General features: G+C 49.7%; 11 protein-coding genes. 2 read left to right on the top strand and 9 right to left on the bottom strand.

Features of this window, described 5'->3' with window-relative positions; all coding sequences use genetic code 11:
- Positions 1–68: 68 nt before the first annotated feature.
- The 9 genes from EXN68_RS16395 to EXN68_RS27915 form a co-directional block, all read right to left on the bottom strand.
- Positions 69–1,094 (bottom strand): FkbM family methyltransferase, encoded by a 1,026-nt coding sequence (locus tag EXN68_RS16395; RefSeq protein ID WP_142841890.1) that lies wholly within the window; start codon positions 1,092–1,094, stop codon positions 69–71.
- A gap of 24 nt (positions 1,095–1,118) precedes the next feature.
- Positions 1,119–2,249 carry a glycosyltransferase family 9 protein gene (locus tag EXN68_RS16390; RefSeq protein ID WP_142841889.1) on the bottom strand — a complete coding sequence of 377 codons (1,131 nt, stop codon included), beginning with the start codon at positions 2,247–2,249 and terminating at the stop codon, positions 1,119–1,121.
- 51 nt (positions 2,250–2,300) lie between these two features.
- Entirely contained in the window at positions 2,301–4,436 is a 2,136-nt protein-coding gene (locus EXN68_RS16385; RefSeq protein ID WP_142841888.1) for a glycosyltransferase family 9 protein, read from the bottom strand.
- Complete coding sequence (locus tag EXN68_RS16380) at positions 4,420–6,099, bottom strand: HAD-IIIA family hydrolase (RefSeq protein ID WP_142841887.1); 1,680 nt, start codon at positions 6,097–6,099, stop codon at positions 4,420–4,422. Before EXN68_RS16380 ends, EXN68_RS16385 begins: the two co-directional genes overlap by 17 nt.
- Positions 6,100–6,246: 147 nt before the next feature.
- Positions 6,247–7,233, bottom strand: coding sequence for an ADP-glyceromanno-heptose 6-epimerase (gene rfaD, locus EXN68_RS16375; RefSeq protein ID WP_142841886.1), 987 nt, complete (start codon positions 7,231–7,233; stop codon positions 6,247–6,249).
- Entirely contained in the window at positions 7,233–8,693 is a 1,461-nt protein-coding gene (gene rfaE1, locus EXN68_RS16370) for a D-glycero-beta-D-manno-heptose-7-phosphate kinase (RefSeq protein WP_142841885.1), read from the bottom strand. Before rfaE1 ends, rfaD begins: the two co-directional genes overlap by 1 nt.
- Before the next feature lie 365 nt (positions 8,694–9,058).
- On the bottom strand, positions 9,059–10,339 hold the full coding sequence (locus EXN68_RS16365) for a glycosyltransferase (RefSeq protein ID WP_142841884.1): 1,281 nt from the start codon (positions 10,337–10,339) through the stop codon (positions 9,059–9,061).
- Positions 10,340–10,596: 257 nt separating this feature from the next.
- Positions 10,597–10,728, bottom strand: a complete 132-nt coding sequence (locus EXN68_RS28075; RefSeq protein ID WP_269699906.1) for a hypothetical protein — start codon at positions 10,726–10,728, stop codon at positions 10,597–10,599.
- A 233-nt stretch (positions 10,729–10,961) separates the two neighbouring features.
- The gene (locus tag EXN68_RS27915) at positions 10,962–11,312 is read right to left on the bottom strand and encodes a hypothetical protein (protein WP_237681422.1); all 351 of its coding nucleotides are present in this window, start codon (positions 11,310–11,312) and stop codon (positions 10,962–10,964) included.
- Between EXN68_RS27915 and EXN68_RS16360 the strand changes: the two genes are divergently transcribed.
- Both EXN68_RS16360 and EXN68_RS16350 read left to right on the top strand, forming a co-directional pair.
- Positions 11,311–12,927, top strand: a complete 1,617-nt coding sequence (locus tag EXN68_RS16360) for an ABC transporter ATP-binding protein (RefSeq protein ID WP_237681421.1) — start codon at positions 11,311–11,313, stop codon at positions 12,925–12,927. The genes EXN68_RS27915 and EXN68_RS16360 overlap by 2 nt on opposite strands.
- A 379-nt stretch (positions 12,928–13,306) precedes the next feature.
- Positions 13,307–14,092: a 2-keto-4-pentenoate hydratase gene (locus tag EXN68_RS16350; RefSeq protein ID WP_142842082.1), complete on the top strand. Its 786-nt coding sequence runs from the start codon at positions 13,307–13,309 to the stop codon at positions 14,090–14,092.
- Positions 14,093–14,165 lie beyond the last annotated feature (73 nt).

The following is a 14,165-nucleotide window of genomic DNA, read 5'->3' as shown; positions in this document are numbered from 1 at the left end:
AAATTCACCTTTAATAATCGCGCCCCGGGCTGTGAAATATCTTAGACCGGGGCGCAGAAATGGCAGTATCACAAATTCTCCAACAGCAAACCAAATTTCTTGGACGGCAACGCTATTACATTTAGTCTATCTTCATAAGAGTTTCTGCGATTGGTATCGATTTTTATGAAGGCGGGCGAAAACGTAAATTGACTTTTCTCCCGCATCTCGATGATAAAAAACTCATAGCCAAGAGACATTCGGCTTAACTGAAGGAATGGGGCGAGCGTTTTTTCTTCCGATTGGCTGATCCAGTTCTCAAAAATAATCACTGGTTCAAATTTCTTAATCGTATCCTTCGCTCCGCGCAAAACTGCGTCTTCCACGCCCTCAACATCGATTTTTATCAAATCTATTCTAGAAATCTCACCATCTTGAAGTAAAATATCAAGCGTCGTGCAATCTACCTCAGCGGAAGCAGGCGACGCATCTTCCACAACCCCAGATATACTATTATTTCCCGTCCATAATTCATCAGATATCCGCACTTTACCCGAGCTATCAGATACCGCCACCGAATGAGTGGAAACTCTATCATCGATATCCAACGACGATACAATCTGCTGAAGATCGCGACTCGCGCGTGGAGCAGGTTCTATCGCTACACATTGGCCAGAAAACCCTGGACGCGTGGACAGATACACTGGAAAATAACCCCAATTTGCACCAATATCGACGTAAACCCCGTCATGAGGAACAAACCGGTCGATACAAAATAGAATATCTGGTTCATACCCGTTACGGAAATGGGCAACTTCTAGATCGGCTCCAATAAACTGGGTATTACGCATATCGACCGTTACGGATTTTTGCACTCCGTCGATTTCAACATAGAGTTCGTCATTATATATCCACTCCGGCTTGTTATTGCGTAGCGCCTCCTGCACATCTCTATGAAGAATCCAAAAAGACTCCTGAGTTGCTGGAAAATCATTACTGTATCCCGAGTAGCGGATAATACGCGTCAAAGCAGAGAATGCCTTGAGAGAGATACAATTTCGAACTCGAAAATCCGATAAATCTTTCACTATTTCTCGACGTTCATCTCTCACCATCAAAACTCCCCTCAATTGCCAAACTTAAACACTAGGCGAAATAATCTGGTTTTCCCACCAGTTATGGATATTTCGCGCCAAAACCTCTGCATCATAAGCTGACATGCAGATTGGAGCCAAATCTCCTTTTGGACACGCCATCATCCAAGTCTTTTCACTCCACCAACAATCCCCACATTGCAATGGAGCGAAATTCAAATTTGAGGAATAACCAAAATAATCAACCGACGTAGGCCCGAAGACGACGCAGCTTTTTTTCCCGAAAGCTGCCGCAGCATGTACGAACCCCCCCTCATTATCCAAATGAAATGCAGTATTCGCCAGAAGCCCCAGAGCCTCCGCCAAAGACGTCTTACCAATCAGGTTAACATCTACACCAGAGATAGGCTCGCTCGTCTTCGTGGTACCGATTTGGACAAACTTAAAATCTCCGCCAAACTTTTCCATAAGATAGGAAATCACATCGCTCCATCCCGGATATGCCTTTGTAGCCCTCCGTCCTGGGAGGCCCTGCATTGCCTCATCATAACCGTTGTGAATCGTTATGTACTTGCCAGCGATTAGATCATGTTGGGTTAAAACCGTCTCATCGCAACTGAGAGCTAATTTATCCCCTCCATATCCAACGCCCGTTACATAGTGCAGAAAATCATTTCGGGATCGGCCTTTGATAGCCGCGTACCGACCTAAAGTTCCATCGAGAAAAGGGTGATGAGAGCGTACGACATCAAGCGGCTCAATTTTTTTCTCGTAGGCCTCCAGTATTCGTACAAGTTCATATATTTTCTTATCGGCCTTCGCTAATGCACGATGGCCTGGCCATTTCTCAACATATATAAACTGGTTTATCTTGAGCCCATAAAGACAGACATCTTTGGCATATTTATAAAAATGTGACGGATAAGCACCTTTAAATCCGGGGACACTTTTGAAAACCATTTCCGCCACCGTTGGCGAGCTATAAAAAATGGAAAACTCACCACCGCCTAAATGCTGTAAAAGATCGCGCATAAACCGGGCTATCACTATTAAATCACCCAGTCCGCCTGTTACAAGTATCGCTCCATCATCATTTTCAACAATACCTGACGACGCAAGTTTGCGTCTTTTATATGCATGTCTGATTTTCTTTTCGAGCGCTTTGAAAACTGCCACCACACACTCTCTACTTTGTCCCGATACATAGTATTTCAACCACAGATAGCGTTAACTCGTTGCAGATATCAAGCTTTTTACAGACGTGTAGACGTGATCCACCTGAATATCATTCATACAAGCATGACCTTGTACGCAATTCTCGATTTTTGCGATGTAACACGGAGAACATGGAATTGGTCGCCTCACGATCTCTACTTTTGCACCCACTGGCTGCCATAGGTTCACATCTGCAACCCCGCTGAACACCGCTACCGTCGGGGTACCTAAAAGAGCTGCAAGCTGAGTGGCACCAGTATCGGTACCCACGAATATTCTGGCACCCGCTGAAACCTTCGCCATATCGACAAGCGGCAGCCCTCCTGTCAGATCAAATACCTGTCCCTCGGGAAGAGCTCCGGCAACAGCCTCACCATATTCTTTTTCCTGCGCACCACCCAGTACAACAATTTTTAGATTGTGGTGTTTGGCTATCCGAACTGCCAATTCGGCAAATCTCTCAGCTGGCCATTTCTTGGCAAGCGTCCCACCACCGGGTGCTAAGATTGCGTATTCTGCTCCAGCCCAAAGGAACTCTTCGTTCCCGGCAGAAATCAGAGCAGCACCCGCATCGAATACCAAAGGCTTAACGGAGTTTATTACGTGGCTGCAAAGTAGCATTAACCTGCGGATATTGTGAGGGCTTTTGTGAAGGCCAGAGCGTTCGGGAATTGGGGGAAGCGAGACATCGAGCGGAACGAACTGCTTCCCATGGGTCTGGTACCCGGCCTTTATCTTTGCATCGACAAAAGCTAATATTGGTCTCGTATCTTGGTCATGCCTAAGATCAATTGCGATATCATAGGCCTCACCAACCACATCGCTGATATTGGAAAATTTAGACATGTCAGCCTTCTTAACATCCTGCGAAAGCTGCGCAAAAAAATTATATTCTTTCACCTCGTCGAAGTAGCCGCATGCCTTGGCCAAACTCGAATTGGTGGGAGAACAGACAATCGTGAAATGCCCATGGGGCCATGCGTCCTTAAGGAGCCGAATGGCAGGGAGGGACAAAATAAAATCGCCAATATGATCGAGTTTTACAATAAGTATTCTAAGTTCCACATTACCGGAAAAATGCCCAGCATGCGGAGATGTCGTTACTATCTGCCGATCAGAGGTTTCACGCTGTTCAGACGTGAGTTTTTTTTTTGTGTTAAAGCGACCCTTACGTTTTTTTTCCTTGATACGCGCCAGCAATCCGGCGGCTCCCGCAATAATCACCGACAGCGGATAAGTTATCGGCAAGAATATAGCAGCTTGCCAAGTCAATCGACGTATACGACGCTCCGCTTTCGAGAGGCGATGAGAGACACTTCCTGCTTCCAACGCAGCGCTTGAAAGTTCAGCAATCACATCAGCACTCATCTTCGACTGACTGCGCCAGTCCCGCATTGCAGATATTACTTCGGAAGGGTGAGTTAAGGTTCCTTCAGAATTGACACCAGCTTCTAGATCCCCATATCCAGCAATTAAGCTGATTGCCCGGCCAACAGCCGAGACACGAAGTTCCACATCGGCGTATGACTTCTGCGAAATAACCGCAATCACGAATTGGGTGTTGGCCTCTCCAACTGGACCTGCTGGAAAGTAACGCGTTTCGACCGAAGAAAATCCTAAATACCGCTCAGCGCCAGCAAGGATAAACTCGGGAGAAACTTCGGTCGAACGATCGTGTTGTCTGAATGACACGCCAACATCGTCGATCGGCCTTTTTATTTCCAAGATAAGGACGCCTCCAGAAGAAAGGCGACTGTTTGCGTCAGAGACAATCTGGTAAGCGGCTTTTGAATCAACGTGGGGATTCGTAAGGCGACAAATCACGAGATTGGCAGTCCGACTTTTGTCATCATTCCGGTGGTCTGCTAAAATCTCGGTACTCTCGCCCAAAATCGCTGTCCAGCCTTGAGCCTCTATCCAATCGACTTCGCTCTCCTCCCATGAGCCGAACAACCAGGCGACACGTGGCTCCACCAACTCGAGAGCGAGTGTATAGAAAAGCGCGCGATATGTGGCTGGGCCGCTATATTCCGGATGACGCTGCTGCGACAGATAGGCCTCGAAAGCCTCGTAAGAGACGCCTTCTTTCATGCCTCGCTCTTCCCATGAGCAGATTTCAAAACATTTCCCGTCATAGAATGTTTTCATCTTCCGCGAAACGCATCAAATTCTGACCACTAAAAAGACGACCGTCGATGTTCGCCGCGATTGCCGCCTCTATATCCGATAGTTTGTCACCTATAAGAACGCTTCGCTTTCGGTCTATGTTCCAACGGACAACAATATCTTCTATCATTCCTGGAGACGGCTTCCTCCAATAGTGATTGCCCCGGTACTTTTCAACGGTGGCGTTTTCGTGAAAAGGGCAAAGGCGCTCATCATCAATAAAAGCCCCTTCTTCACGAAGCAACTTCCCGATATGTGCTCGCAAAATTATGTAGTCGAGATCATCATAATAACCGCGCCCTATGCCGGACTGGTTTGTTACAACGAAGACACGGTATCCCCGATCTCTAAAAGAGCTTATAACTTCCGCCGCCCCCGGAATCAGCCGAACGTCCTCAACTTTACTGGGGTATCCGGTGTCTTCTATAATCACCCCATCGCGATCCAGGAAAAGTGCAGGCAGGCTTTGTGCTTGAGGTTCCAGCAACTTATGCATTTCCTCGATGGCGCAGACAATATGATAGAGAGAGGACGCTGGCGAAGGCTCTTCCACCGGACGTCCCGTCTCATCAAACCGGTCCACCCAAAGACCAGGTGAAACATCACTGAGAAAACGCTTCAGACCAGAGGCTGCATCCGCCACCTTCGCATAAGCATTTTCTCTATCCTCTGGTGTTACCGCCGTTTCGGCCATCATAAGCCAAGCCTTAATCCGCTCCGTTTGCGGCCATAGGCGAAAAGCCCTATCTGCGGGGTTCAGGCTGAAATCAAGGCCATTCTGCGCCAACGAAAGCGCCTCATCGACCCCTCCCTCACCGATCTCCACCAGTCTCCGCGCTACGATCAAGGCGTCCTTGCGCCCGACCATTTTGCCCCACCTTGTCAGTAGCCACGCCCACTCGAATTGGTGCCCCGGCTCGACCGGCGTAGGAGCATAGTCGCGCATCACAGACCAGTCGTGATTGTAATATTCACGAAGCGACCCGTTTTCATCGGATACAAATGTCGATAGGCATAAACCACCGATTTCGTTGAGACAAGACAACCAGCGTTCGGGATTCTTGACCCGCGGATTTTCGAGCCATGCAAGAAACGCCTCGAATAGATGCATATGAGGGTTTGACCGAAGCGGGACAAGGGAAGGAACCGCCTCTTCGAAACCCGCAACCGGATGTTTCCAACCAGATATCATCGCCTCAAGACAGCGCAGGGCCTCATCTGCGGCAATCTCTCCAGTCTCCAGAGAGTCGGCAACACAGCTTAAACCGAATAAAGCAAAAGCATGATCATAAAGATCGAACGAGGTCTTCCTTGACCCGTTGACGGCATCTACAGTAGTGATCAAAGTCCCATCTGCGTTAAAACAGTGGCGGCGAAGAAAATCCCACCCGTGCATGACCAGACCTTGAGCATCGCCCGACCATCCCATATTTTTCGCAGCGGAAAAGCTGTAGATTTGGCGACAGACCACTCTCGTTCTGCGCGGAGCCTCAATAGCTACACCGCTTCTGTCAATCTTTTCAAAAAAACCGCCATTAACGTCGTCACGGCCAACCGAAGACCATAAAGGAAGCGCCGCTTCGAAAAGCCATTTCTTAAGCTCCAGATATTCATTCTGAGCGGTTTTGAAACCCGGCTGGACCATAAGGGTCTTCCTAACTATACTATTGGGCTAAAACAATTGTCGAATCGACAGCTGCACCACCTAACAATCTCAGGCGGTACGAACTCTTACAAAAGTCTCGTCTCAGTTTCCTTGAGGCACGGACACCTCTTGGATCAGACATTTACTTTAGCGATACCTGTCTTCATGCCGTAGATAAGAGTTAATATAGTCATCAAGCCCTTCTTCCAAGGATGATTGCGGACCATTATAGCCGATCGACGCCACCTTCGACATATTTGCTTCCGTAAAATACTGATATTTACCCCGGATAGCCTCAGGCATTTCAATGAAGTTTATATTCAGTTTCTTGCCGAGAATATCGCCCATGACGTGGGCGATATCGGCGAATGACCTTGCTTTACCGGACCCGCAGTTGAATATTCCACTCCGGTTTCCATTGTGCAAAAGCCAAAGAATGAACGACGTGCAGTCTTTAACGTAAACAAAGTCACGACGCTGTTCTCCATGGGCAATATCAGGCCGATAGGACTTGAACAGAGAGACCTCATTTGTTGTCTGCACGACATCAAAGAGCTTGCAGGCTACGCTGCGCATGTCGTCCTTGTGATATTCGTTAGGCCCATAAACATTGAAGAATTTGAGGCCAACCCATTGGGGGGGCGCCTTCTCGCCTCGCGCTACACGTTCAACAAAAATATCATCGGTCGTCTTCTTGCTCCAGCCATAGGCGTTTAGCGGGGCGAGAGCTGCTCGCCCTGCAGACGTCTCGTCGTCATCAAAGCCATCTTCGATTCCACCGTAAGTCGCAGCGGAAGACGCATAGATGAACGGGACGCCATGCTCTGCGCACCAATCCCACAACATAACCGAATAATTAATGTTTAAGTCGATCAACCGGTCGACGTCAGCCTCCGTGGTGGCCGAAATCGCACCCATGTGAATAACCGCCTTCACGTCCACCTTGAGGCCACGAAGATAGTCCAAAAGTCCCTCAGGGGCGACGTAAGCGGCAATATTCCGCTTCGCGAGGTTGCGCCACTTGTCACCGCGGCCGAACCAGTCAACCACAGCAACGGGCCCTAGACCCGCAGCTTCCAAATCAGCGACAATGTTTGACCCGATAAATCCGGCAGCTCCGGTAACAATGTACATTAGACTGCCCTTTCCTGACTGCGCGCTATTGTCGCCGTCGTGCTCTTTCCTGGTACTATTTCAAACGTCACGACCTTGCCGCCGTCCCCCAAGACGACGTCAGCACCGACAATTTTATCGACCGTGTAATCCGCGCCTTTTACCAAAACGTCCGGGCGTATCATCTGGATGAGTTCAAGTGGCGTGTCCTCTTCAAACACCACCACCGCGTCTACAAAAGCAAGCGCGCCCAACAATTCTGCCCGATCAAATTCTGTATTTATGGGCCTTGCCGGGCCTTTAAGCCGTTTTACCGAGCTATCGGCATTTACACCCACAATAAGACGATCGCAATTATCTCTTGCATATTGCAAAAGCCTGATATGACCGACATGCAAGATGTCAAAGCAGCCGTTGGTAAAGCCCACTTTCAGATCATCGCTTCGCCAATCTTGTGTAAGAGCTTGGATATCCTGCCAAGCAACAAGCTTGTCAGAAGGGCTTATTTCCCCGGATGACGTGTCGTGAGACAACGCATCTCTAAGCTCCGCAACGGAAACAGTTGCGGTCCCCTTTTTCCCGACCACGATACCGGCAGCAGCATTCGCAATGCGCGCAGCATCCGCGCGCGAAATATGCGAGCCTAGGCCCACCGCAAGTGCCGCGATCACCGTATCCCCTGCGCCGACAACATCGAAGACCTCTTTCGCATCCGCGCGAATATGGAATGGCTGGTGACCTCGCTCAACAAGCGTCATGCCTTTCTCAGCACGGGTAATAAGGACTGCCTCAATACCAAAGCGAGACAGGATCAACTCGCCGGCCAATTCGGCTTCCTGATCAGTATCGGGCCACAGACCCGTCACCGCCTGTGTTTCCTTTTGATTGGGCGTCACAATCGCTGCCCCGGCATAGCGGGAAAAATCGGAAGTTTTGGGGTCGATGATAACGGGCTTCCCCTCGGACCGACAGGCCGCAATAATCGCTTTTACAACTCTTTCACTTAAGAGCCCTTTGGCATAGTCGGAAAGAATGACAACGCTGTGCGAGCCGATCAAGGATACCGCGGTTGAGATAACCCGATCTTCCTCTTCCGACGAAATCGGCGAAGCGTCCTCAAAATCGACACGTAACATTTGTTGGCCGTGACCCAAAAAGCGTGTCTTGATCGTGGTCGGACGCTTATCCAAAATAACAAACTTTGCCGAGACATCATGAACAGCATTCAACAGTTCGAAGAGCTTGGTGCCGTTGCTGTCTTTTCCGATCGCTCCTAAGAGGGTACAGCTCGCACCAAGAGACGAAATATTGCGCGCGACATTTGCAGCGCCGCCGGCAAAATATTCTTCCGATCGCGCGCACATAACGGGAACCGGGCCTTCCGGCGAAATGCGACCAACATCACCAGAAATAAAGCAATCCAGCATTACGTCGCCGATGCAGAGAACTTTAACTTCAGAAAACCTCAAATAGTCCAACATCACCAGCTACTCTTCCTGTCCCTGCCCTTATGTGACCTACAGAACACACGAACGGCAATGCCAAAAAATTACTCTGAATCTACAGAGCCCCCGCCCCCCAAAAAACGATTCAACCGAATCGAGTTACCATTCTAATTCATCCAAATTGTGCCAAACGTCCGACAACGTGTTCAGCTCATGAGAATATTCCGGCCAACCTATAGCCGCTGAATATCAGTTGAGTTCCTGCTTCCACAAATTCAATACAGAGACCACCGGAAACCCCATATACCCCCAATACATCAACCAAAAACCAGATGCAATATCTCGCACATAGCCCTTAATCGAAATAATATAGAAGTATACATCTAAATTAATCCGATTTTTTACTTATTTAGATCGTTCATTTTTTTGACCGCCTGAAGCACGCCATTCGCGACATCTTTCCAAGTACGCATTTGCGGCCTGGAGAGTTCGATATTTCTTTTCACCGCTGCATATTCCGCGGGATTCTCAATAAAGGTCTCTAACTGGATCGCCAGCTCCTCCGGATTTTCTGGGTCGAAATAGCGCGCCAGCCCCCCCCCCGCTTCCCTTAAAGCAGGAACATCTGCGGCCAAGGCCGGAGTTCCACACCATAATGCCTCGCTAACGGGAAGCCCCCAGCCTTCCATTCGGCTGGGCAAAAGAAGGGCATAGGCCTTTTCGTAAAGCGACCGTAGCTCCGCCTGATTCGGATTGAAAACAAAGTGAAACTTTCCGAACAAAGGTGCGAATTTGTCTTTCTTCAGAAATTTCTCTACTCTCTTGCGACGCGCACCTGCCAACACGAGCTCCGGAACGGAAACGCCCCGCTGATGCAGGGAAAGCATTGCTTCCACGACGCACTCCAGATTCTTTCGCCCGTTATAGATGCCAACGCAGAGAAGATATGGCTTCTCTGGACCACGCTTATTAACTGCTTCATTCGTCGGTCGTAATTCGTGGCAGAGCGGAACAGCGACAACATCCGGTACAGGCGGCAATGTCCCAACTTCGGAGAAGTGCTTGACTTCAGCCGCCGTAAACTCGGAATTGGTCAAGACCATGGACGAAGCCTCGATCACGACCTGATTGTCGTAAATAAAGTTTCTGGGAAATGAAAACTGATTTCGATGACTGAAATCGTGCAACGGTATCATGTCATGGAGAAGCGGAATGAAAATCGGCTTCGTACCGTTTTCTGCAAGAGCCATCAGATAATCAGACATTATCTTCGGGCGCCCAAGCGCTATGAGCACATTCCCATTGAGATCAACTTCTTTAACCGCGCCCGCAGGAACCGTCGCCCAGCGCTTCTTATTGCGATATTGAACGATACTCTGCAAAACACGGTAGAGCGCGTTCTTAAACACGTTTTTATCATACAGATTTTGGCGAAGCCGCAACGGCGTTGCGGAAGATGGAATATTAGGGTCTAGGACCCCTGTAGGTGAAGCATCACCTGTCCGGGGAAAAACCTCAAAGAACCTTCGATGCAATGGCGAGTATATCACATACCGAACGGTTGCATCAATTTCCGTCAGCTCATAGGCAACTTCCATCACCGTACGCGCGATGCCATAATATTTGAATTTCACGCCGGAGTTCAAATACAGCTCAGATAAATCAAAAAAAACATCGGGCATTCACTGACCTGCCTGCCTTGAACTGGCCCGACGAACACCATCGGGGGATGCAACCAAAAAATTCGCCTGCGATCAGTGAATGGTCGGTCCATTGCTCACCGATAAACGAGAACGTTCCAAGCCAGAACCTTCGCAACACTTGGCCGATATAGATTTCAGTCTGCGGGCTTGTCAATCAGGCAACAGCGCAAACATCCGCCCTAACACCTCGATTGGAACCAATGCCCGGGAGGTTTGAACGCCAGCAACGTGGCTTTTTACGATCCACAACCCCACAGATTTTCTAAAATACGCAAGAGGCGCAGCTTATTCGCCATGTTGCCCGCAGAAAAGAAGTGGTTTTCAAAGAAAGCTCCACCATACTCCTTGTGGTAGAATTTACGGGTCATTTTTTGATCTCTTCTGTGAGAAGAATAGGAAGAGGGAAATTTCGATACGGGAAGAAATGCAAATGTAGTGCTGACCTGCAATTATCAACCGCTTCGCCGTTCCAATTATAAAAACCGGAGTTGGCGTCACCGAACTGCACCAACCAGGACATTTTTAGAGCTCCCCCCCGCCAGAGTCATGTTCATGCGGTGGTTCCATCACTACGCAATGTTGACACTTTGAAGCCCTAGGCTTATTGGCGTCGTCTAAAATCAGTTGAAGAGGTTTTCCGGTTCGGTAGAACCTTTTTCGCGCGTTTCACCAGAATTGCGTGGTAAATATCATCGAGCTTGGCACGGCAGTTGGAACCTTTAAAGCCATCCTGCATGAAAACATGCTGCTGAATGTGCGATTGAAAATCTGTGTGAGCGTCGACGTCAAATAAGGATGTTTCTGTGATCGGATCGTTTTTGTCGCCAAACGACAAGAAGTTGCTGACGCGGCTTTTTAAAGAAAACTTCAAAAAGCACGTTGGTTGGTACTCTGCAGCAATCGTGGCTATGCTTGTAGTCGCAGGTATGACGTCTCTCAGTGCATGGATCATGCGTGATATCGTCAACAGCGTTTATTTGAAACAGGGTTTCAATGTCGTTCTCGAAATTGCAGTTGCTGTCGCCGTAATCTTTATAGTCAAAGGACTCGCGACTTTTGTACAGAGTTATTACCTGAGTAAAGCTGGCAACAGCATTGTGGCTGAACAGCAACGCAAGATTTATGACAGGCTTTTGAAACAGGGGGTCTCCTTCTTTCAGAATTTGCCATCCTCTGAATTGCTCGTCCGTGTTACCTATAATGCTCAATCCGCTCGCAGCGTCATAGATACGATTGTGACGTCGTTCGTCCGTGACCTTTTCTCGCTTCTCGGGTTGATTATCGTGATGTTCGCTCAAAATTTCCTTTTGAGTGCTATTTCCATGATTATTGGCCCGCTTGCGATTTTCAGCGTGCGCCTAGTTCTACGCCGTGTTCGCAAGATCATGGAGGCAGAACTCGCCTCACTAGGCGAAATCGTCAATGTCGTGCAGGAAACCAGCATCGGCGTTCGTGTCATCAAGGCGTTCTCCCTAGAGAAGCTGATGCGTCAACGCATGAACAAGGCGGTGTCTGACGTCGAACAGCGTGCCAACGGTATTGCTAAGCTCGAAGCAGCGACAAGCCCTATCATGGAAACATTGTCTGGCCTTGCGATTGCGGCTGTCATAGCCATCTCCGGTTACACTGTTCTTGAAAAAGGCGGCTCCCCAGGGGATCTGATGGCATTCATCACGGCATTGCTCCTTGCCTACGAACCTGCAAAACGTCTTGCCCGTATGAGAGTACAGATCGAGGGCGGAATGATTGGCGTTCGCATGATGTTTGAAGTACTGGACGCCCCATTGACTCTCGCCGAGAAAAAGGATGCCGTACCGCTCCCGAAGGCAAGCGGCGATGTTGAACTTAAGAACGTCAGCTTCGAATATGTTTCTGGCCAGCCCGTTCTTAGGGACGTCAGTGTCCTTTTCGAAGGCGGTAAGATGACGGCGCTGGTCGGCCCCTCCGGCAGTGGTAAATCGACCATCATCAACCTCATGATGCGTCTTTACGACCCACAGAACGGCTCGGTTGAGATCAACGGCACGGATCTGCGTGACGTATCCTTTGCCAGCCTGCGCGAGCATGTTTCTTACGTCGGCCAGGAAACCTTCCTCTTCTCGGGGACGGTAAAGCACAATATTTCCGTGGGTCGCGACAACGCCACGGATGAGGAAATCATCGCTGCCGCGAAGGCTGCCAATGCGCATGATTTCATCATGAAAATGCCTGACGGTTATGACAGCAAGCTTGGTGAAAACGGGTCCGGCCTGTCCGGTGGCCAGAGACAGCGTGTTGCCATTGCTCGCGCTATGCTCAGAGACGCAGACATATTGATCCTCGACGAGGCGACGAGTGCGCTCGACTCGGAATCCGAAGCACTCGTCAGAGATGCGCTGGAGAGACTGACGCTAAATAAAACGTCGATTGTCATTGCTCACCGGCTTTCAACGATTAACCGGGCTGACAAGATCGTCGTCATGGATAACGGACAGGTTGTTGAGCAGGGCAGCCGTCGCGAATTGCTCGCAACGGATGGTCTCTACAAGCGCCTGCACAGCATCCAGTTCGATGCAGATGTAGCTTAACCCAAAACAGATCGGGCGGCCTTGCCGCCCGAATTATACTTAATTATTTCCGTACCGATTGACGTCTATTGGCATGCGATGTTCATATCGCGCGTCCTTCTGGCGAAGCGGTGGGATTTTCATCAGTCGATCAGGTGAACGACGTCACAACGCTGGTGGTGCAGACAGTTCCCATCCTCCGGCTACGGTCTTCATTTCACTATCCGCCTTATTCATGCCGGGTAACGCGATAACGAACGTGCACAGCAGTGTCCGCCTTGTAATGAAGCCGCCAGCTTTCATGAAAGGATATTGTCGAACTCGGCATCGATAGCCTTGGCAAACATCGCCAAATCGTGACAGCATTCGATAAGTGACTGCAGGAATGGATGATGACGAAATGGCGGCTATCGAAGAACTGGCCAGAAGATTTGCGCAGGCAGATCTCACCGGCGGGAAAATTCCTCTGGCGCAGATGGAGACGGATGGTCTTGTTCCCAATGATTTCGAAACTGCAATGGCCGCACAGCGTGCATTTGCTGAGATTTCGGAAAAGCCGGTAAAAGGTTGGAAACTGGCGATCCGGCCGGATGGCGAGGCGGTCGGCGCGCCGATACTGGATTGTTTCCGGGTCGAAAACAACAATATCGCCTCTTTTCCGGAAGCGGGAACTGAAGGCATCGAGGTTGAGATCTGCTTCACTCTTTCCTCCGATATACCAGCCCGCCGCACGGTGCCGTTCACCAGAGGCGAGCTCATGCGGCACATCGGCAAGGTCCATCTGGGCGTTGAACTTCTTCGCTACCGGCTGGCTGAGAAAAATCAGGTGCCCTTTCCGTTGTTTCTGGCTGACCGCCTTGCCAACCACGGCTTCGTCATCGGTCCGGAAATAGATACCGGCGTGCTGGAAGTCTTTGCCGGAAACGAAACAGGCCTACCGCAACTAACTGTGACGGAAGGTTCGGTACAGCTGTTCGATGCCACGGTAAAACACCCGAATGGTGATCCGCTTGCGCCGCTGGTCGCCTTTGCGAACGCGGCATTCAACAAAGGCGACATGCTCAAAGCAGGCAATGTCATAACAACGGGCAGTCTCTGCGGTGTGATACCAAACACACTTGCCCAAGAGATACACATAACGCTGAAATCGGTCGGTGCTTTCACCTTGTCCGGTCCGAAACCATAGGCGCACCACCATCCGGATGTCCGGTTTTCCGTGGCCGCCTGCGGTCTTCATCTCGGTCGCGCTTTCCGATATC

This window comes from Martinezella rhizogenes (assembly GCF_007002745.1).
Lineage (GTDB): Bacteria > Pseudomonadota > Alphaproteobacteria > Rhizobiales > Rhizobiaceae > Agrobacterium > Agrobacterium cucumeris.
This window is presented reverse-complemented; position numbering and strand designations above follow the sequence as displayed.

What these genes read in the sequence shown, in the direction of transcription:
- rfaD (WP_142841886.1), bottom strand. Translation starts at nt 7,233, where the DNA reads ATGTACATTGTTACCGGAGCTGCCGGATTTATCGGGTCAAACATTGTC.
- EXN68_RS16350 (WP_142842082.1), top strand. Translation starts at nt 13,307, where the DNA reads ATGGCGGCTATCGAAGAACTGGCCAGAAGATTTGCGCAGGCAGATCTC.
- EXN68_RS16385 (WP_142841888.1), bottom strand. Translation starts at nt 4,436, where the DNA reads ATGAAAACATTCTATGACGGGAAATGTTTTGAAATCTGCTCATGGGAA.
- EXN68_RS16360 (WP_237681421.1), top strand. Translation starts at nt 11,311, where the DNA reads ATGCGTGATATCGTCAACAGCGTTTATTTGAAACAGGGTTTCAATGTC.
- rfaE1 (WP_142841885.1), bottom strand. Translation starts at nt 8,693, where the DNA reads ATGTTGGACTATTTGAGGTTTTCTGAAGTTAAAGTTCTCTGCATCGGC.
- EXN68_RS16380 (WP_142841887.1), bottom strand. Translation starts at nt 6,099, where the DNA reads ATGGTCCAGCCGGGTTTCAAAACCGCTCAGAATGAATATCTGGAGCTT.
- EXN68_RS16365 (WP_142841884.1), bottom strand. Translation starts at nt 10,339, where the DNA reads ATGCCCGATGTTTTTTTTGATTTATCTGAGCTGTATTTGAACTCCGGC.
- EXN68_RS27915 (WP_237681422.1), bottom strand. Translation starts at nt 11,312, where the DNA reads ATGATCCATGCACTGAGAGACGTCATACCTGCGACTACAAGCATAGCC.
- EXN68_RS16395 (WP_142841890.1), bottom strand. Translation starts at nt 1,094, where the DNA reads ATGGTGAGAGATGAACGTCGAGAAATAGTGAAAGATTTATCGGATTTT.
- EXN68_RS28075 (WP_269699906.1), bottom strand. Translation starts at nt 10,728, where the DNA reads ATGACCCGTAAATTCTACCACAAGGAGTATGGTGGAGCTTTCTTTGAA.